The following is an 18490-nucleotide window of genomic DNA, read 5'->3' as shown; positions in this document are numbered from 1 at the left end:
TTTTTCAGGGGAACACCGATGCTGCCGACTCAGATTTCCGGCTGGCGAGCGAGTCTGCTTGCCGTCCTCGTCATGGTCAGCCTGCTGCTGGCACCGCTCGCCCAGGCCGAGAACCCTCGCTACGCGGGGATCGTCATCGACGCCGATACCCACGAGATCCTCTACGCCGAGAACGCCGATGCGCCGCGTTTCCCGGCCTCGCTGACCAAGATGATGACCCTCTACCTGCTGTTCGAGGCCATCGAGGGGCGCAGCATGAGCCTGGGGCAGCCGCTGCCGGTCTCGCAGGCGGCCGCGGCCATGCCGGCCACCAAGCTCTACCTCAAGCCGGGCGACAGCATTCCGGTGGAGACCGCCATCGAATCGCTGGTGGTGCGCTCGGCCAATGACGTGGCGGTGGTCATCGCCGAGGCGCTGGGCGGCAGCGAGCGCCACTTCGCGCGGATGATGACCGAGCGCGCCCGCGAGCTCGGCATGGGCCGCACCACCTTCCGCAACGCCTCCGGCCTGCCGGACGACGCCCAGGTCACCACCGCCCGCGACATGGCGGTGCTGGCCCGTCGGCTGATGCTCGATTTCCCCCAGTACTACCACTACTTCTCGCTGCAGGACTTCACCTGGCGCGGCAACACCTACCGCGGCCACAATCGCCTGCTGGCCAACTACCCGGGCGCCGATGGCCTCAAGACCGGCTTCATCCGCGCCTCCGGCTTCAACGTCGCCACCTCGGCGGTGCACGACGGCCGGCGCATGCTCTCGGTGGTGATGGGCGGCTTCACCGCGGCCTCCCGCGATGAGCACATGGCCGACCTGCTGAATCGCGGCTTCGCCCGCGCCGCCCTGGCCGACGGCCACGGCTGGCTGGCGCGCACCGAGATCGCCGCCGAGCGGCTGATGCCGCTGCCGGGCCGCACCCTGCCGCCGGCCGGGCAGATGCTGGCGAGCCGCGACACTGCCGCGCCGGCCGCGACGTCGGCCGCCGCCCAAGCGGCCGAACCGGCCCCGACGCCGGCGGCCAGCGAGCCGGCCGGCGCCGACACGCCGGGGCCGGTGGTGCAGGACGCCGCCGCGCCCTCGCCGGACGAGACGATCGTGGCCTCGGCGCCGAGCGCCGACGCGGCCATCGGCGGGTCGGCCGAGGCGGATCCGCTGACCGCACTGATCGACCGCGACGAGCGGGCCGGCGGCCGCTGGGGCGTGCAGGTCGGCGCCTTCAGCGATGCCGATCACGCCCGTCGCCTGGCCGACCGCGCCGCCGCCCGATTGGCCGCCGAGCTGGACGAGGCGCGGGTCGATGTGCCTTGGGCGGAGAGCGCCGGCGTCTACCGGGCGCGTCTGGTCGACCTGGGCGAAAGCCAGGCCCGTAGCGCCTGCCAACGCCTGCAGTCCCAGGGCATGGACTGCATGGTGGTGCAGGCCTCGCTCTGAGGCGTTCCCGCCGGCACGCCGCCCGGCGTTGCCTCAACCGCGCGAATCGCCTAGCGTAGTGACATCACCCCCTCGGTCCCGCCGACGGGGTGATTTTTTCTTCACTCTGCGCAGGGAGGCCGCGCATGACATCCTCGCTGAAAGGCATCCTGTTCATGTGCGGCGGCGTGCTGTGCCTGGCGCTGGGCGATGCCGTCACCAAGTGGCTGGGCGCGGTGCATTCGCCGCTGCAGATCATCTTCTTCCGCACCCTGGTGTCGCTGCCGCTGATCGTGCTGATCGCGCGCGTCAGCGGCGGCCTGCGCACCCTCGGCACGCGGCGCCCGGGCGTGCACCTGCTGCGCGGCCTGATCTTCACCGCCACCATGATCACCTTCATGTGGGGCCTGGTGCTTCTACCGCTGGCCACCGCCACGGCGATCGCCTTCGCCGCGCCGCTGTTCGTGACGCTGCTCTCGGTGCCGCTGCTCGGCGAGCGGGTCGACCGCCCGACCTGGCTGGCCACGCTGCTCGGCTTCGCCGGCGTGCTGGTGGTGGTGCGGCCCGGCGCCGCCGGTTTCCAGCCCGCCATGCTGGTGGTGGTCGCTGCGGCGCTGTTCTATGCCCTGACCATGATCACGGCACGCCGCTACGGCGAGGGGGAGCACCTCTGGGCCATGGTCTTCTATACCACCCTGGTGCCCTGCCTGGCCGCCTCCCTGACCCTGCCCTGGGTCTGGCAGACGCCGGCGCCGATCCACTGGCTGGGCTTCCTGGGCGCCGGCGTGCTCGGCGTCGGCGCCATGGTGGGCCTGACCCAGGCCTTCCGCTACGCCCCGGCGGCCATCGCCGCGCCCTTCGACTACACGGCGCTGCTGTGGGCGACCCTGCTGGGCTGGGGCTTCTGGGGCGAGATGCCGGACCCCTGGGTGTTCGCCGGCGGCAGCCTGATCATCGTCAGCGGCCTGGCCATCGCCTATCAGGAACGGCGCGTCAGCCTGAACCGTCGACCCACCCACTGAGGCGCCGACGCAAGCGGCCATGCTGGTGGGGATGATCGCGGTGGATCTCGCCGCTCATGATGACCTCCTTGGGGGTATCATCTCGTCGAGGCCAGGCGTCACGGTGCTCAGGGCCGCCATGGTGTCATGCCAAGCCTTCACGTCATGATCTCATGCTAGTCCCCGCCCGGCGTTTTTCCAGCCGCTGGGGTTGGCGAACCGCCGACGCAACGAGCTACCATGCCCGCATCGAGCACGGCCCAGGCGGCCGCGTCCTTCCCCATGACCTGCAGGAGCCGACATGCCCCTACTCGACAGCTTTACCGTGGACCACACCATCATGAGCGCCCCCGCGGTGCGCGTCGCCAAGACCATGCGCTCCCCCTCGGGCGATACCATCACCGTCTTCGACCTGCGCTTCAACAAGCCCAACGAGGACCTGATGAGCGAGAAGGGGGTTCACACCCTGGAGCACCTGTTTGCCGGCTTCATGCGCCAGCACCTGAACGGCGACGGCGTCGAGATCATCGATATCTCGCCCATGGGCTGTCGCACCGGTTTCTACATGAGCCTGCTGGGCAGCCCGAGCGAGCAGAGCGTTGCCGAGGCTTGGCAGGCCGCCATGCACGATGTGCTGAACGTCGAGCGCATGGAGGAGATTCCCGAGCTCAACGAGCACCAGTGTGGTACCTACCTGATGCACTCCCTGGAGGAGGCGCAGGAGATCGCCCGGGGCATCATCGACCAGGGCATCGGAGTCAACCGGAACGACGACCTGGCCCTCAGCCCCGAGAAGCTCAAGACGCTCGGCAACGACCTGGGCTGAGTGCCTCGCCGTCCGCCGCGCTCAAGGGGGCGCGGCGGCAGCAATGATCCCCCCACCTTCCGCGCCACGCTCGGCGTCAGACGCCTCCGCCAAGCGGCGGGGGCGTCGTCGGTGTGTCTCCAGCATCGCACTGGATCGGACCGCGTCTTCGAAACCGCGGGATGAGCCAGCCGATGGCTTCCTGCCGCGTCGAGGCTGACGGACCCCTAGCCCGTCGCGGTTGCGGCAGAAAAGCGCCGCGCGGCGGCCTCTGGGTCCGGGGTGCCGCAGATCGCCGAGACCACCGCCAGGCCGTCGGCACCGGCGCGGCGCACCGCCTCGATGTGCTCGACCTTGAGCCCGCCGATCGCCACCGTGGGCAGCGGGCTGGCCGCGGCCAACGCCGCCAGGCCGTCGACGCCCAGCGGCGCGGCGTGGTCCTGCTTGGTGGCCGTGGCGAACACCGGGCCGAGGCCCAGGTAGTCGAGGCGTCCGGCGTCCAGCCGGGCCAGCTGTTCGTGGGTCTGCACCGAGAGGCCGAGGATGGCGTCCGGGCCCAGCGCGGCGCGGGCATCGGCGACCTCGCCGTCGTCCTGGCCGATGTGCAGGCCGTCGGCCCGGCTGGCCAGCGCGACCTCGAGGCGGTCGTTGATGATCAGCGGCACGCCGCTGCCGGCCAGCGCGGCCTTCAGGCGGCGGGCCAGCGGGATCATCTCGGCGTCGGAGGCGTGCTTGTCGCGCAGCTGGACGACGCTGACGCCGCCGCGCACCGCGGCCAGCACGGTCTGCTCGACGCCATGGGCGGCGCACAGCTCGGGGTCGGTGACCAGGTAGAGGGACAGATCAAGGCGCATCGGTGAGCTCCAGGCGGTCGGCCAGCGGCGTGGATGGGGAAGGGGATAGCGTGTCGGGATCCAGGGCGTAGAGGGCGTCGAGGAAGGCCACGGCGAAGCTGCCGGGGCCGGCGGCGCTCTCGGCGGCGCTTTCTCCGGCCGCGGCGTAGGCGGCCAGCGCCGCCACCGTGGCCGCGAACGGGTCCTCGGCGCCGGCCAGGAAGGCGCCCACCACGCCGGTCAGGGCGCAGCCCATGGTGGTGACGCGGGGCATCAGCGCATGGCCGCCGGCGACCCGCGCCAGGCGCCGGCCGTCGGTGACCAGGTCGACCTCGCCGGTGACCGCCACCACGGCGCCGCTCTCGCGGGCCAGCGCCACGGCGGCGCGCTCGGCGCTGTCGGCGCTGTCGGTGCTATCCACGCCGCGCCCGCCGCCGCCCTGTCGGGCCAGCGCCAGGATCTCCGAGGCGTTGCCGCGGATCGCGCTCGGCCCCAGCGCCAGCAGCCGGGCGCCGGCCTCGCGACGAAAGCGGGTGGCGCCCACCGCCACCGGGTCGAGCACCCAGGGCGTGCCGGCGCCATTGGCGGCGCGGGCGGCGTCGTCCATGGCGTCGAGCCAGTGGGGCGAGAGGGTGCCGATGTTCAGCGTCAGGGCGGCGGCCAGGCCGGCGAACTCGGCGGCTTCCTCGCGGGCGTGGACCATGGCGGGCGAAGCGCCCAGCGCCAGCAGCGCGTTGGCCATGAAGTTCATCGCCACGTGGTTGGTGATGTTGTGAACCAGCGGGGTGGTGCGGCGCACGCGCACCAGATGCGGCGCGGGATCGAGGGAATGCATCGGGCCTCCTGGCGACGGGAGGCGCGGCCGCGAAGTGAGCCGGCACGACTCCCTCCGCCGGCATTATCCGGGTCAGGTGGTGAGGGTGCCTCTCAGCCGTGGCGGATCACCGCCACGGCGCCCCTGTCGTCGGGCCTCACTATCGCCCTTCGCCCGAGGCATGTAAAGCCGGCGGGCGGCGCGTCAGGCGGCCAGCTGGAGCACGATCAGGGTCAGCAGGCTGGCCTGGGCGACGGTCTGCAGATCGGCGGTCATGCCGCTGTCTTCCTCCTCGGGTTCGAGGTTGGAGTCGGCGTTCAGGGAGCGCAGCAGCAAGGCGCCGCCGGCGGCCAGGGCGATCAGCGCCAGCGGCAGGCTGCCCACGCTCCAGGGGCCGATCAGCCATTCGATGGCGAGCAGCAGCGCGCCGCCGAGGGCCAGCCACAGCGGGCGGCGCAGGGCGGCGTCGAGGGAGGGGGAGGCAATGGCGGTCATGGCGGGCTCCTGTCCGGGTTGTCGTTGTCCGATCGATGTCACCACGGTAGCGGCCTTGGCTTACCGTCGGCTTAAGCGACGATAAGGGCCGGGCATGACGATGCCATGTCAGGCGCGGGGCAGCCAGACCCGCACGCGCAGCCCGCCACCGGGGGCGTCGCCCAGCGTCAGGCGGCCACCGTGGCGCTGCACCAGCCGGTCGACGATGGAGAGCCCGAGGCCGGCGCCGGCCCCCGAGCCGCCGCGGTGGAAGCGCGCCAGCGCCTGCTGGCGGCTCGCCTCGGGTATGCCGGGGCCGCTGTCGTCCACCTGCAGCATCAGCGCCCGGGCCTGGGCCGTCAGCGCCACATCGATGCGGCTGCCGGCGGGGGAGTGGCGGATGGCGTTGCCGACCAGGTTCTTGATCAGGGTGGTGACGGCGCCGGGCTCGGTGGTCAGGGTCCAGTCGGCGTCGTCGGCCTCCAGGTGCAGGCTCTGGCCGTGGTCGGTGGCCAGCGGCATCAGCTCGGCCAGCGACTCGCGCACCTCGCGCAGCAGATCGATGCGCTGGTCCGGGGCGCCCTCCTGCTCCGGATCCAGGCGCGCCAGGGTCAGCAGCTGGCCGACCAGCCGGGTGGCGCGGGCCAGGCCGTCGCGCAGCAGGGTCAGCGCCTCGCGCCGATCCGCCGGATCCTCGGTGGCCAGGGCGTTCTGGGCGTGCAGGTCGAGCACCGTCAGCGGGGTGCGCAGCTCGTGGGCGGCGTCGGCGATGAAGCGCTTCTCGCGGGAGCGCAGGGCGCGGATGCGTGCCAGCAGGCCGTTGAGGGCGCCGACGATGGTGGCCAGCTCGCGGGGCAGCGGGTCATCGGGCAGCGGCTTGAGGCGGTGAGGGTCGCGGGCCTCGATCTGGGCGGCCAGCCGCGACAGCGGCCGCAGCCCCCAGCCGATCGCCCACCACAGCAGCGCCCCCAGCGCCGGCAGCCCCAGCAGATCCGGTACCAGGGTGCGCAGGGCGATGCCGCGGACCAGCTCGCCGCGCACGTCGCCGCGCTCGCCGACCAGCACCCGCAGGTCGCCGTCGCCGAGGGCGAAGACGCGCCACTTGTGCCCCTTCAGGGTCTCGTCGCCGTAGCCCGCGCGGCGTTCGGTGAAGGGCGCGGTCGGCGCGCCGGCGGAGCGCAGCAGCAGTCGCTCGCCGCGCCAGGCCTGGAAGGCCACCTTGCCCTCGTAGCGGTGGCCGTCGTCCGTGCCCGGGGCGTCGCGGCGCAGGGCGCCGTCGAGGCTCGCCAGCAGCGCCTCGCGCCGTGCCTCGGGCAGCGGCGCACGCACCAGGCCCTCCAGCAGCCGGGCCTGCTGGGCCAGGCGGGCGTCGAACAGCTCCTCGACCTCGTGGGCGGCGTCGCGGTAGCTGGTCACGCCGATCGCCAGCATGCACAGCGCCACCACCAGCAGCACGATGCCCAGGGTGCGGCGGCGGATCGAGCTCATGTCTCGTCCGACGCCTTGTCCATGATGTAGCCGATGCCGCGCAGGGTGCGGATCAGCTCGGGCGCCAGCTTCTTGCGCAGGTGGTGGACGTGGACCTCGATGGCGTTGCTCTCGACGTCCTCGTCCCAGCCGTAGAGCAGGCGGGTCAGGGTATCGCGGGTGAAGGCGTGGCCCGGGTGGCTGAGAAACTCCTGCAGCAGGGTGAACTCGCGGCGCGACAGCGTGACCGGCTCGCCCCGGAAGGTGACGCGGCGGTTCTCCGGGTCGAGCACCACGCCGCGGTGGCTGAGCTCGCTGCTGGTCAGCCCCTGGCTGCGGCGCAGCAGGGCGCGCAGCCGGGCCTTGAGCTCGGCGACCTCGAAGGGCTTGGTCAGGTAGTCGTCGGCGCCGGCATCCAGGCCCTGGATGCGTTCCTCGATGCCGTCGCGGGCGGTCAGCACCAGCACCGGCACCCGATTGCCGGCGCGGCGCAGCCGTTCGAGCAGGCCGATGCCGTCGAGCCGGGGCAGGCCCAGATCGAGAATGACGGCATCGAAGGGCTCCTCGTCGCGCAGGGCGTTGAGGGCTTCGATGCCGTCGTCGAGGATGTCGACGGTGTAGTGCTCGGGCTTCAGCGCCAGGCGAATGCCCGACGCCAGGCTGGGATCGTCCTCCACCAGCAGTATGCGCATGGGCGTTCCTTGTCGGTGCTCCGATCATGCCGATACTCGCCCCGAAGACCGCGCCTGTCGACCCTGGCGGTTCAGGGTGGCGGGGCGATGAAGCGGCGGATGGTGGGCAGCTGGCGGCGCAGGGCGCGATCGATCAGCCCCGGACACAGGGCGTTGAGCCGGGCGAAGACCGGCTCGGCGCGGCCCAGGCGGGTCTCCTTGCGGCCCCGCTCGATGGCGCGGCGGATCTGGACGGCCACCGTCTCCGGATCGTCCATGGCGTTGCCCAGCGCCCGGTTCATCTCCTCCATGGCCGGGGCGTTCATGGCGGTGCGGGTGGCCCGCGGGGCGATGTAGTGCACCGCGATCGGCGAGTCCGCGAGCTCCCGGCGCAGCGCCTGGGTGAAGCCGTAGAGCGCGAACTTGGTGGCGCAGTAGGTGGCCTGGCCGGGGTAGCCGATATGGCCGAAGGCCGAACCCAGGTTGACCACCAGGCCCTGCTCGGCGCGGCACAGCGTCGGCAGCATGGCGCGGGTCAGCTGCAGGGTCGCGGTCAGGTTGATCGCCACCAGCTGCTCGATGGCCTCGTCGTCGCTGTCCTTGAACAGCTCGGCGCGATTGGCGCCGGCGGCGTTGATCAGCATGGTGCATTCCAGCCGCTCGGCGACGGCCACCAGCCGGGCGCGATCCTCTGCGCGGGTGAGGTCGGCGGGCTGGGCCGTGATCTGGCCGGGATGCAGGCGGCACAGCCGCTCCAGGGTCTCGGCGTCGCGGCCGGTGACCAGCAGCTGGGCGCCGGCGGCGGCGAGTTTGTCGACCAGCGCCTGGCCGATGCCGCCGCTGGCGCCGGTGATCAGCACCCGCTGGCCGGGCCAGCCCTCGGTGAGATAGTGCGGTTCAGACCAGCGCATCGGTCAGCTCCCGGGCGGCTGTGCCCCCCGTGCAGCGGGCGGTGACGCCCCGGAACATGGCGCCGTAGAGGCGATAGACCATGCGCGCACCTTCGATCACCGCGTTCAGATCGTCCTCCTCCAGGCGGTCGATCAGCTTCTCGAAGAAGGCCAGGTGGCCGATATCGAGGCTGCCGTGGGAGCTCAGGTAGCGCACGGCGTTGTCGGGCAGCCCGAGGCTGGCCTGGAGCTGTTCGGCGGCGCGGGTGGCCACCGCGGTGCTGGTGCCCTCGAGTACCTGGACCATGCCGAAGAAGGCCACCGGATTGCCGTGCTCGATCCGGTCTCGCACGTAGGCCACCATCAGCGTCGTGGCCGGGTCGGGCGTGGCGGCGGCCGCCGCCTCGGGGTCGCCGCCGGCGGCGCGGATGTCGTCGAGGATCCATTGCTCGTGTCCGTGTTCCTCCTCGATGTACTCCACCAGGGCGCCGCGCAGCCAGCCCAGCCGGTCGGGCAGGCGGGCGCCGCAGGCCATCATCAGCGGCACCGTGAAGCGCACGTGGTGGTAGGCCTGGCCGAGGAAGGCCAGGTACTCGTCGCGCCCGACCTCGCCCTGCATGGCGCGGGTCATCATGGGCGTGTCGAGCAGCCATTCGCGCTCGGCGCGGGTGGCGTCCTGCAGGCGTTGATAGGCACTCATGAAGTCACTCCTCGATGGTCGTGATGGGTCGGGCGCGATGCGTCGGTCGTGGTGTCGTCCTCGCCGGGGCGGGTCAGCCAGTCCCGGTAGGCGGCCAGGATGGCCTCGCGGCGCAGGCGGCCGTTGGCCGTCAGCTGGTCGTTGTGGGGGGTGAAGGGCGCGCAGCGGCGCCATTCGCTCACCCGGGAGTAGTCCGGCAGGGTGGCGTTGGCGGCCTTGATCTCGGCGTCGATGGCCGCGTCGGACAGGTCCGCGGCGGCGGGCACGATCAGCGCCCGGTTGTGGGCCAGGGCCTCGCCGTGGACCAGGGCCTGGGCGATGCCCGGCCGGGTGGCGAGCACGCCCTCGACCCACTGGGGATCGACGTTGCGCCCATAGGCGGTGATGAAGACCTCGCGGCGGCGTCCTTCCAGCACCAGGGCGTCGCCCTCCCAGCGGCCCAGATCGCCGGTGGCGTGCCAGCCGGCGACCGGCGGCTCGCCCAGATAGCCGAGCATGGTGGCGCCGCTCACCTCGACCTCGCCGTCGGCGCTCAGGCGCACCCGGGCGTGGAGCAGCGGGCGGCCGACGCCGTGGGGCGCCTCGCCGGGCCGGTTGAGGCACACCACCGAGGCGCACTCGGACAGGCCGTAGCCCTCCGCCACCGGCCAGCCGGCGGCCAGGGCCCGCTCGAGCAGCGGCGCGGCGACCCGGGCGCCGCCCACCGCCACCAGCCGGAGCCCCTCGGGTGCGCTCGGGGCGGTGTCCACCAGCGCCTGGAGCTGCTGGGGCACCAGGATCAGGCTGTGCGGCCGGTAGCGTTCGATGGCGGCCAGCGCGGCTTCGGCGTCGAAGCCGCTGGCACCCTGCCAGCCGAGCTCGGCGGCGCCGGGCAGCGCCACGCCGGCGCCGAGCCACAACGGCAGGTAGAGCCCGCCGAGGTTCTCGAGCAGGGTGGCCAGCGGCAGCATCGCCAGATGGCGCTCGATATCGGCCGGGGCGACCGCCTCGGCGAGGCTGATCGCCACCGCCAGCACCGCCTCGGTGTCCAGGCACACGCCCTTGGGCGCGGCGCTGGTGCCGGAGGTGAAGGTGATGCGGGTGGTGCCGGGATGCAGGGCTGGTGGGGCCGGAACTGGGCGGGTGGCGATGCCGCCCGGGCCGGGCGTACCGAAGCCCAGGGCCTCGCCGCCGGGGCCGATCCAGGCGTCGAGGCCGGCCCGCTCGACCAGGTGGCGGCGCTGGGCGTCGCCGAAGAAGGCCGGCACCGGCACCGCGACGCGGGAATCGGCCAGCAGCGCCAGGTCCCACAGCGCCCATTCGACGCCGTTGTCCAGCGCCAGGCCCACGCGGCTCGCGCCGGCCGCCGCCAGCCGCGCTCGACGCTCGTCGATGGCGGCGGCCAGCTCGCCGTAGCTCAGCCGCTGCGTGCCGTCCCACAGCGCCGTGGCCTCGGGGGCGAGCTCGGCGTGGGCGGTCAGGCGGTCGAGGAAGCGCTCACGCCGGTCGGACATGGTCGCCCTCCCGCAGCGTCGAGAGCAGGCCGGCGGCGTGCAGCCGCTCGCGGGCCAGGCGCAGGTCGCCGGCCATCACCCAGGGGTGCTGATCGTAGTAGTGGCCCCAGGCCTCGCGGTCCTGGCCCAGCCAGGCCGGATCGGCCAGGCGCAGCGGCATCAGCTCGATGCCCAGCCGGCGGATGCCGTTGATCACCGCCGGGATGGCCGTGAACAGCACCCAGTGCAGGCCTTCCTCGGCCAGCTGGTCGATCAGGTAGGGAAACAGCACCCGCTGCAGCCCGCGCCGGCTGCTCACCAGGTTGCCGATCTCGGCGATGCCGCCGCGGGCGATCGGCGTGCCCAAAGCCTGGGTCAGGCTGGCCTCGGCGGAGGCGTCGAGATAGCCCTCCTGGAACAGCCGGCCCTCGTCGGCGCGACGCACGCCCACCGCGGCCACGGGCCGCTCCTGCTGCCACAGGCCGAACAGGCGCGGCAGGTACTGGGTGATGCGGGCATCGTGCTGGGTGGCGAAGCAGTGGCTGACCAGCTGCTCCAGTCGGTGGCGCTCCGACCAGTGGCGGGCTTCACGCCACTCGATCGGCGACTCGGGGGCGGGGCGTATGACGGTCAAGGACATCGGGGTGTCTCCGTGACGATTCCCCGACAGTCTGGGATTTAATACTTAACCGGCCCTTAATATCGCCAGACGCATACGCAAACGCCGGCCCGAGGGCCGGCGTCATGCGCGTCATGGCGCCGTCGTCTAGGCGCGGATATAGGCCCAGCCGTCGGCCTGCAATTCGGCCAGGGTGACCACCGCGGCCTCGACCTCGGCGATGCCGTGGGGATTCTCGAGCCCCTGGGCCTTCAGCGAGTTGCGGCACAGCCGCAGCCGCGCGTCGGTGTCGTCGGGCTCGGCCAGGGCGGCGGCCACGGCGCCGCCGTTGGCGACGATCAGCACCTCGGCCCCGGGGCGGGCGTTCAGCAGGTTGCGGGCGTTGCGCCGGGCCCGGGCCAGGCCATCGGCGGTGGGGGCGTGGAGCAGGACGCGCAGGTCGCTCATCGGGGCTTCCTCGTTCAGTGCTCGCCGATGGCGGCCTCGACGGCCTGCACGGTGTCGGCGAAGTCGGGATGATCGCGGCGCTCGGTGGCGGGCAGCGTGATCTCGTGGCGCGCCACCACGCTGGCCGGGCGGTTCGCTGCCTCGCGGCCGAGCACCACCACCCGGTCGGCCAGCAGCACCGCCTCCTCGATGTCGTGGGTGACGAAGACGATCGCCGCCTCGGTGCGCTGGCGCAGGTCGATCAGCTCCTGCTGCAAGCGCCGGCGGGTGATGGCGTCCAGCGCCGAGAACGGCTCGTCCATGAACAGCACCCGCGGGCGCACCGCCAGCGCGCGGGCGATGCCGACCCGCTGCTGCTGGCCGCCGGACAGCGTGTGCGGCCAGCGCTCGGCCATGCCCTCCAGCCCGACCAGGGCCAGCGGCTCCAGCGCGCGGCGGCGGCGCTCGTCGCGGGACAGTTCGAGCCCCTCGAGGCCCAGCTCCACGTTGGCGCGCACCCGCCGCCAGGGAAACAGCCGCGGGGCCTGGAACACCATCGACCAGGCGCGGCTGTCGGCGTCGCGGCCGTGGGGGATGCTGACGCGGCCGGCCTGGGGCGTCAGCAGGCCGGTCAGGGCGCGCAGCAGGGTCGACTTGCCGACCCCGGAGGCGCCGACGATGGCGATGAACTCGCGGGGGTGCACGGCCAGGTCGACGCCGTCGAGCACCGTGGTGCCGGAAAAGCCGAGGCGGATGCCGCGGGCGGTCAGCACGGGGGCGTCATCGCTGCCGGCGTCGTGGCCTTGGGCGGTATCGGGCTGGTTCATGGCTGCCACCTCAGCAGCCGACGCTGCAGCAGGACGAAGAGGAAGTCGAACAGCGCGTAGAGGCCGGCGATGGTGAGCATGTAGACCACCACGATATCGGTGGCCAGCAGGCTCGAGGCCTCCATCATGCGCTGGCCGATGCCGGGAATGCCGAACAGCTCGGCGGCCACCACCGTCATCCAGCCCTGGCCGAGGCCGGCGCGCAGGCCGCTCAGGATGCCCGGCGCGGCGGCCGGCAGGCTGACCCGGGTCAGCCGCGACAGGAAGCCGACATGGCCGAAGGCGCGGGCCACCTCGTCGTAGCCCGGGTCCACCGAGCGCACCGCGCTGTGGCTGGCGAAGTAATTGATCCAGAACACGCCGATGCTGATGATGAAGGCCGCCGCCGAGGGATTGATGCCGAACCAGATGATGGCGAAGGGAATCCAGGCCAGCGGCGGAATCGGGCGCAGCAGCCGCGCCAGCCAGGCGTGCACGGCGTTGAAGCGCGGCAGCAGCGCCGCCGCCACGCCCACGGCGATGCCCAGGAGCGAGCCGATCAGCACGCCCACGGCGTAGTGGGAGAGGCTGGCGGTGACCACCTCGAGCCAGATGCCGTCGGCGATCTCGGCCCACAGCACGCCGGGAATCACCGACGGCAGCGGCACCAGGCTGCCGGGCAGCAGGCCGCTGCGCAGCGCCAGCTCCCACAGCGCGATGAAGCCGGCCAGGCCGCCCAGGCTCAGCAGGGTGTGTCTGGAACGGCTCATGAGTCGTCGTTCTCGGCGATCACGGCGTCATACAGCGAGGTGTCGAACAGCGCGTCCAGGTCCACCGACTGGCGCAGCGAGCCCTGCTCGAGCTGGAAATCGTGCATGCGCCGGGTACCCTCGCGGATGGCGTGCGGGTCGGCGACGTAGTTCGACGACGGCGAGGCCAGGGCCGCCTCGACGGTTTCCAGCGGAATCAGGCGCTTGCCGACGAATTCGCGCACCGACGGGGCGGCGCCCTCGGGATCCTCGGTGAGCATCTCGGTGGCGCGCAGGTGCAGGGCCATCAGCTGTTTCATCGCCTCGGAATGCTCGGCCAGCGTCTCCTCGCGGGCCGCCAGCACGGCGCCGGGCTGGCCGGGCAGCATCTCGTCGGCGCGGGCCACCACCCGGGCGCCGTCGTCGCGCTGCTGCACCGTGGTCAGGATCGGCTCGAGGATCGAGGCGGCGTCCACGGCGCCGGCCAGCAGCGCCTGCTGCACGCGGTCGGCGCCCATGGCGACGATGTTCACGTCGTCGGTGTCGATGCCCAGCTGCTCGGTCAGCCAGTAGCGCAGCACGGTGTCCGGCACCGAGCCCTGGGGGAAGGTGGCGATCTTGGGCGGGCGGCCCTCGGCCTCGGTGAAGTCGGCGATGGCCCGGGCGGCGTCGTCGCTGTCGGCGAAGCGCTCGGCCAGCGTGCCGCGGGCGACCACGCCGATCTGCTCGCGGATGCTCGAGGCCAGCACCTTGATCGGCACGCCGTTGGCGCGGGCGACCATGGCCGGGCCGATGCCGAAGTACATGACGTCCAGCTCGCCGGAGGCCAGCGCCTGGACCATGGCCGGGCCGCTGGAGAAGCGGGTCAGCTCCAGGTCGAGGCCGGCGTCGTCGGTCCAGCCCTCGCCCTCCATCACGAACAGCTGGGCGACGGGCAGGATCGGCATGTAGCCGACCTCGAGGGTGGTGTCGTCGGCGTGGGACTGGCCGGCCATGCCCAGGGACAGGGCGGCCAGCAGGGCCAGGCGGCGGATGTGTCGGGACATGCGGGGCCTCTACCGGATACGTAAAAGGATGATGCTACGCGGCATTAACTTATTCCATAAGCCTCTGTTAGGACGATTTGTTCATACTCATATGTTCTTTCTCCCATGTTCTTGCGGCACGGTTCGACCGGCCGGAAGCAGCGACGCCGGCCCCGGGGCCGGCGTCGAAGCGCTGAAGTGAGTGCTGGCTTACTTCCGGGCTTACTTGCCGGGCTGCTTGACCAGGCGCAGATAGGGTTTCTGCTCGTCCCAGCCCTCGGGGAACAGCTTGGCGGCTTCCTCGTTGCTGAGCGCCGGCACGATGATGCAGTCGTCACCTGGCTTCCAGTTCACCGGCGTGGCCAGCTTGTGCGAGTCGGTCAGCTGCAGGCTGTCGAGCACGCGCAGGATCTCGTCGAAGTGGCGGCCGGTGCTGGCCGGATAGGTCAGCATCAGGCGGACCTTCCTGTTCGGATCGATGATGAAGACGCTACGCACCGTCAGGGTGTCGTTGGCGTTGGGGTGAATCATGTCGTAGAGGTCGCTGACCTTGCGGTCGGCGTCGGCCAGCAGCGGGAAGTTCAGGGCGCAGCCCTGGGTCTCCTGGATGTCGCCGACCCAGGCCTTGTGGTCCTCCAGCGGGTCCACCGACAGGCCGATGGCCTTGGTGTTGCGCTTGTCGAACTCCGGCTTGAGCCGCGAGACCTCGCCGAGCTCGGTGGTGCACACCGGGGTGAAGTCCTTGGGGTGGGAGAACAGGATCACCCAGCTGTCGCCGGCCCACTCGTGGAAGTGGATCGGGCCTTCGGTGCTCTCCTGGGTGAAGTCCGGGGCGATATCGCCGAGTCGCAGTGCCATGGTGTCCTCCTGAATCGTGTTCGAAGTCCGCGGTGTCGGATGGCGTCAGCGGCATCGCGGCGCGATGCCGGCAATCGGAGAGGTCGGATGGACCCCGCTCAGGGCGCCGGAGCGGCGGCGCCCAGGAAACGCTCCTGCCAGTAGTCCAGCGACAGCGAGGTCACGCTGACCCGGCGGCCGCGCCCCGGGGCGTGGATCATCTCGCCGTCGCCCAGGTAGATGCCGACGTGGCTGGCATCGCCGCCGCCGGCGGTGTCGAAGAACAGCAGGTCGCCGGGGCGCGCCTCGTCGATCGGCGGCAGGCGCGCGAACTGGCGGCGCGAGGTGCGCGGCACCGAGATGCCGACCCGGGAATAGACCCGCTGCACCAGGCCTGAGCAGTCCAGCCCGCTGGCGTCCGTGCCGCCGAAGCGGTAGGGCGTGCCCAGCGACTGGCGCGCCTCGGACAGGATAATCGCCCGGTCCATCGACAGCCCCTCGGCGTCGCGGGTGGCGAGCTGGGGGCCGGCGCAGCCGGCGAGCGTCAGCAGCATCGCCAGCGGCAGCAGCCGCGCGAGGCGCATCGCGGCGCGGGGTGCCGGGGCGGGTGAGGCTGGAGTCGTTGCCATGGGCATCTCGCGGGGCGTCCGTTTTTCCCTCTCGTCGTTCCCAGCCTAGCCGTCCAGCCCGCGGCTGTGAACATCAGCGGAAGGCGATTCTAGTGCCGTGGGTCAGCATCTCGTCCGGGGTCATGGCATGGCCGGGCACGCCGATCATCTCGTCGCCGCACTGGTCCGCCCAGGTCAGCACGCCGTGGCTCAGGCCCAGGCCGCCCAACAGGTCGCGGATCTCGCCGGTGCCGAGGTAGGTGCAGGTCTTGCCCTGCTTGTCGGAAAGGGTGGAGATGCCGTTGGCGTGGTGGAAGCGCACCGTGTAGATGCCGTCCATGGATTCCACCTCGACGATCGGCGAGAAGCCGTGGCCGAGGGCGTGGGAGAGTTCCTTGAGGGTGATGTGATCCCCCAGGCTCTGGTCGATGGTGGCCATCTCGTCCTCCTGATGCGTCGCGGGTTGTACAGAAAATGTAGAATCAGGTGGCGTCCCTCGCCAGTGGCGAATGTGCATGACCCTGGCCGGCGTTCGCCGGAGCCTCCATGGGGCGGGCGTTCGACGGGAGAACGGCGATGTGTATAACCTGTGTATCGAAAATTCGCGAGGCACAAGGGGCGCCCCGGGGTGGAAAAGTCGCCGGCGTGCCTCCATACCTGAGACATCCCTCGGTTCGAGACCTCACCCACGGCATCAGGAGACACCATGAGCTTCAACGGCGAGCAACACCCCGGCGTGAAGACCGCGACCGGCGACACCGACGGCTTCCGCCTCAACCACACCATGCTGCGGGTCAAGGACCCGGAGGCCGCGCTGGCCTTCTACTCCCGGGTCTTCGGCATGAGCGTGCTGCGCCGCCTCGACTTCGAGGAGATGCAGTTCTCGCTCTACTTCCTCGCCAAGCTCGAGGACGGCGATCGGGTGCCGGAAGACACCGACGAGCGCACCGTCTGGACCTTCTCCCAGAAGGGCCTGCTGGAGCTGACCCACAACTGGGGCACCGAGGACCAGCCGGACTTCGCCTATCACGACGGCAACGCCGAGCCCCAGGGCTTCGGCCACATCTGCTTCACGGTGCCGGACCTGGGCGCCGCGGTGGCCTGGTTCGACGCCAACGAGGTCGAATTCATCAAGCGCCCCGACCAGGGCAAGATGAAGGACGTGGTCTTCGTCAAGGACGTGGACGGCTACTGGATCGAGGTGGTCGAGGCCGCCAAGATGGCCGGCAAGGGCGACTGACTCGTGGCACGGGCCGTCGCCGAGCGTTGACGGCCCGGCTTGTCGATATCGCCCGGGGGCACTAGGGTCTGTGACGTGTTACAGCACGGCGCAACCCGCCAAGGAGTCCCGATGTCCCTGTCCCGTCGTCCCCTCTCTCTCGTGCTGGCCGGCTCCCTGCTGGCCATGAGCGGCATGGCCCAGGCCGAGGAACCGGCCGAGGTTCGTTTCTCTTCACCGGCCTGGCCCGGTGTGACCGTCAAGACCGAGCTGGCCTCCATCTTGCTCGAGGCGCTGGGCTACGAGCCCCGTGCGGAAGAGCTCGGCTCCACCATCACCTACCAGGCATTGAACCAGGACGAGCTGGATGTCTTCCTCGCCGCCTGGCTGCCCGCCCAGCAAGGCATGTACGACACCGCCACCGACGAGGGCAGCCTGGTCGACCTGGGCAACAACGTCGAGGGGGCCCGCCTCGGCTTCGCGGTGCCGGCCTATGTCTACGAGGCCGGCCTGACGTCGGCCGAGCAGCTGGACGATCCCGAGTTCGCCGACCAGCTCGAGCGCACCATCTACTCCATCGAGGTGGGCTCCGGGATGAGCGACACCCTCAATGGCGCGGTAGAGGCCGACACCTATGGCCTGGGCGACTGGACGCTCTCCGAGACCTCCACGCCGGGCATGCTCAGCGCGGTGGACAGCGCCATCGACCGCGAGGAATGGATCGTCTTCGCCGCCTGGACGCCGCACTGGATGAACATCGAGCATGACGTGCGCTACCTCGACGATACCCAGGACATGTGGGGCCCGGACGGTGGCCGCAGCGACGTGAAGACCCTGGTGACGACCCGGTTCGCCGAGGCGAACCCCAATGCCACCCGGCTGCTCGACCAGCTGAGCTTCACCGCCGACCAGCAGAGCGCGATGATTCGTGGCTTCAGCTTCGAGGAGCGCGAGCCCGACGCGGTCGCCCTGGAGTGGCTGCGTGAACACCCGGCGAGGGTCGAGGCCTTCCTCGAGGGGGTGACTACCCGCGACGGCGAGCCGGCCTGGCCGGCGGTGCAGCAGGCGCTGGAGATTCCCGACGCCTGAGGCGCGATGCGCTAGCGCACGACGCGACGAGGCCGCCCTTCGGGGCGGCCTCGCTGCGTTCGGGGAGCCGATCGCCTCAGGCGAAGCGGCGGCTGATCACCAGGCGTCCGCCGCCGAGGCCGGCCTGTACCAGCAGGGCGATGGCCCAGAACAGCGGGAACTCCCAGCCGCCGCCCTCGTTGGAGAAGACCCAGCCGTTGCCGGCGTGCACCCAGGTGGCGCCGAGCAGCGTCGGGATCATGGCCAGGGCGATCCAGCGGGTGTAGACGCCCAGCAGCAGAGCCAGGCCGCCGCCGACCTCGGCGAGGATCGTCAGGTAGGCGAACTCGCCGGGCAGGCCGAGGGACTCGAAGTAGCCGACGGTGCCGGGCAGCGTGAACACGAACACCTTGAGCAGGCCGTGGGCCAGCGTCATCACGCCCAGCGACAGGCGCAGCAGGGTGATGGCCGCCGGCTGCAGGCGGTCGAGCGAGGCCGAGGGGGTGGCGGTGGACACGGAAGCGGAAGCGGGGCGAGTGGCTCGAGTGGTCATGGTCAATCTCCGTCGGGGCGCTGGGGAGCGCGATGTCTTGGTATGG

22 protein-coding genes and 1 riboswitch are annotated in these 18490 nt (G+C 71.5%); of the genes, 5 read left to right on the top strand and 17 right to left on the bottom strand.

Annotation, left to right across the window (positions count from 1 at the left end):
* Positions 1-18 precede the first annotated feature (18 nt).
* The 3 genes from UYS_RS0203325 (at position 19) to luxS (ending at position 3234) form a co-directional block, all read left to right on the top strand.
* Positions 19-1428 carry a D-alanyl-D-alanine carboxypeptidase family protein gene (locus UYS_RS0203325; RefSeq protein WP_016854073.1) on the top strand — a complete coding sequence of 470 codons (1410 nt, stop codon included), beginning with the start codon at positions 19-21 and terminating at the stop codon, positions 1426-1428.
* A gap of 125 nt (positions 1429-1553) precedes the next feature.
* Entirely contained in the window at positions 1554-2429 is an 876-nt protein-coding gene (locus tag UYS_RS0203320; RefSeq protein ID WP_016854072.1) for a DMT family transporter, read from the top strand.
* Positions 2430-2709: 280 nt separating this feature from the next.
* Positions 2710-3234, top strand: a complete 525-nt coding sequence (gene luxS, locus UYS_RS0203310) for an S-ribosylhomocysteine lyase (protein WP_016854070.1) — start codon at positions 2710-2712, stop codon at positions 3232-3234.
* 206 nt (positions 3235-3440) lie between these two features.
* Here the strand turns inward: luxS and thiE are convergent, their stop codons facing one another.
* The 16 genes from thiE to UYS_RS0203230 form a co-directional block, all read right to left on the bottom strand.
* Positions 3441-4067 (bottom strand): thiamine phosphate synthase, encoded by a 627-nt coding sequence (gene thiE / locus UYS_RS0203305; protein WP_016854069.1) that lies wholly within the window; start codon positions 4065-4067, stop codon positions 3441-3443.
* A complete protein-coding gene (gene thiM / locus UYS_RS16785) occupies positions 4057-4881 on the bottom strand; it encodes a hydroxyethylthiazole kinase (RefSeq protein WP_016854068.1) in 825 nt (274 codons plus the stop codon). Before thiM ends, thiE begins: the two co-directional genes overlap by 11 nt.
* Positions 4882-4913: 32 nt before the next feature.
* A riboswitch (TPP riboswitch) is annotated at positions 4914-5016 on the bottom strand.
* 48 nt (positions 5017-5064) lie between these two features.
* The gene (locus tag UYS_RS0203295) at positions 5065-5355 is read right to left on the bottom strand and encodes a hypothetical protein (protein ID WP_016854067.1); all 291 of its coding nucleotides are present in this window, start codon (positions 5353-5355) and stop codon (positions 5065-5067) included.
* Positions 5356-5463: 108 nt separating this feature from the next.
* A complete protein-coding gene (locus tag UYS_RS0203290; RefSeq protein ID WP_016854066.1) occupies positions 5464-6822 on the bottom strand; it encodes an ATP-binding protein in 1359 nt (452 codons plus the stop codon).
* Positions 6819-7493, bottom strand: coding sequence for a response regulator transcription factor (locus tag UYS_RS0203285; RefSeq protein ID WP_016854065.1), 675 nt, complete (start codon positions 7491-7493; stop codon positions 6819-6821). Before UYS_RS0203285 ends, UYS_RS0203290 begins: the two co-directional genes overlap by 4 nt.
* Before the next feature lie 71 nt (positions 7494-7564).
* A complete protein-coding gene (locus UYS_RS0203280) occupies positions 7565-8383 on the bottom strand; it encodes an SDR family oxidoreductase (protein ID WP_016854064.1) in 819 nt (272 codons plus the stop codon).
* The gene (locus UYS_RS0203275) at positions 8370-9062 is read right to left on the bottom strand and encodes an iron-containing redox enzyme family protein (protein ID WP_016854063.1); all 693 of its coding nucleotides are present in this window, start codon (positions 9060-9062) and stop codon (positions 8370-8372) included. The genes UYS_RS0203280 and UYS_RS0203275 overlap by 14 nt, the downstream gene beginning before the upstream one ends.
* The gene (locus tag UYS_RS0203270) at positions 9059-10555 is read right to left on the bottom strand and encodes an AMP-binding protein (RefSeq protein WP_016854062.1); all 1497 of its coding nucleotides are present in this window, start codon (positions 10553-10555) and stop codon (positions 9059-9061) included. The genes UYS_RS0203275 and UYS_RS0203270 overlap by 4 nt, the downstream gene beginning before the upstream one ends.
* Positions 10539-11174 carry a thermostable hemolysin gene (locus tag UYS_RS0203265; RefSeq protein WP_016854061.1) on the bottom strand — a complete coding sequence of 212 codons (636 nt, stop codon included), beginning with the start codon at positions 11172-11174 and terminating at the stop codon, positions 10539-10541. Before UYS_RS0203265 ends, UYS_RS0203270 begins: the two co-directional genes overlap by 17 nt.
* A 126-nt stretch (positions 11175-11300) precedes the next feature.
* Positions 11301-11600 carry a DsrE family protein gene (locus tag UYS_RS0203260; RefSeq protein WP_016854060.1) on the bottom strand — a complete coding sequence of 100 codons (300 nt, stop codon included), beginning with the start codon at positions 11598-11600 and terminating at the stop codon, positions 11301-11303.
* Between the two features lie 14 nt (positions 11601-11614).
* Complete coding sequence (locus UYS_RS0203255; protein ID WP_016854059.1) at positions 11615-12406, bottom strand: ABC transporter ATP-binding protein; 792 nt, start codon at positions 12404-12406, stop codon at positions 11615-11617.
* The gene (locus UYS_RS0203250; protein WP_016854058.1) at positions 12403-13155 is read right to left on the bottom strand and encodes an ABC transporter permease; all 753 of its coding nucleotides are present in this window, start codon (positions 13153-13155) and stop codon (positions 12403-12405) included. Before UYS_RS0203250 ends, UYS_RS0203255 begins: the two co-directional genes overlap by 4 nt.
* The gene (locus UYS_RS0203245; RefSeq protein ID WP_016854057.1) at positions 13152-14180 is read right to left on the bottom strand and encodes an ABC transporter substrate-binding protein; all 1029 of its coding nucleotides are present in this window, start codon (positions 14178-14180) and stop codon (positions 13152-13154) included. Before UYS_RS0203245 ends, UYS_RS0203250 begins: the two co-directional genes overlap by 4 nt.
* 201 nt (positions 14181-14381) lie before the next feature.
* Positions 14382-15017 (bottom strand): peroxiredoxin, encoded by a 636-nt coding sequence (locus tag UYS_RS0203240; protein ID WP_016854056.1) that lies wholly within the window; start codon positions 15015-15017, stop codon positions 14382-14384.
* Positions 15018-15115: 98 nt separating this feature from the next.
* Positions 15116-15625: a C40 family peptidase gene (locus UYS_RS0203235; protein ID WP_237738415.1), complete on the bottom strand. Its 510-nt coding sequence runs from the start codon at positions 15623-15625 to the stop codon at positions 15116-15118.
* Positions 15626-15698: 73 nt separating this feature from the next.
* Positions 15699-16043: a hypothetical protein gene (locus tag UYS_RS0203230; protein ID WP_016854054.1), complete on the bottom strand. Its 345-nt coding sequence runs from the start codon at positions 16041-16043 to the stop codon at positions 15699-15701.
* A gap of 267 nt (positions 16044-16310) precedes the next feature.
* On the opposite strand from UYS_RS0203230, the gene gloA reads away from it, so the two are divergent.
* Positions 16311-16844 (top strand): lactoylglutathione lyase, encoded by a 534-nt coding sequence (gene gloA, locus UYS_RS0203225; RefSeq protein ID WP_016854053.1) that lies wholly within the window; start codon positions 16311-16313, stop codon positions 16842-16844.
* 111 nt (positions 16845-16955) lie between these two features.
* Positions 16956-17912, top strand: coding sequence for an ABC transporter substrate-binding protein (locus UYS_RS0203220; RefSeq protein ID WP_016854052.1), 957 nt, complete (start codon positions 16956-16958; stop codon positions 17910-17912).
* Between the two features lie 76 nt (positions 17913-17988).
* Here UYS_RS0203220 and UYS_RS0203215 read toward each other — a convergent pair whose 3' ends face one another.
* Entirely contained in the window at positions 17989-18444 is a 456-nt protein-coding gene (locus UYS_RS0203215) for a DoxX family protein (protein ID WP_083868074.1), read from the bottom strand.
* Between the last annotated feature and the right edge of the window lie 46 nt (positions 18445-18490).

This window comes from Halomonas smyrnensis AAD6, assembly GCF_000265245.1.
Classification (GTDB): Bacteria; Pseudomonadota; Gammaproteobacteria; order Pseudomonadales; family Halomonadaceae; genus Halomonas; species Halomonas smyrnensis.
This window is presented reverse-complemented; position numbering and strand designations above follow the sequence as displayed.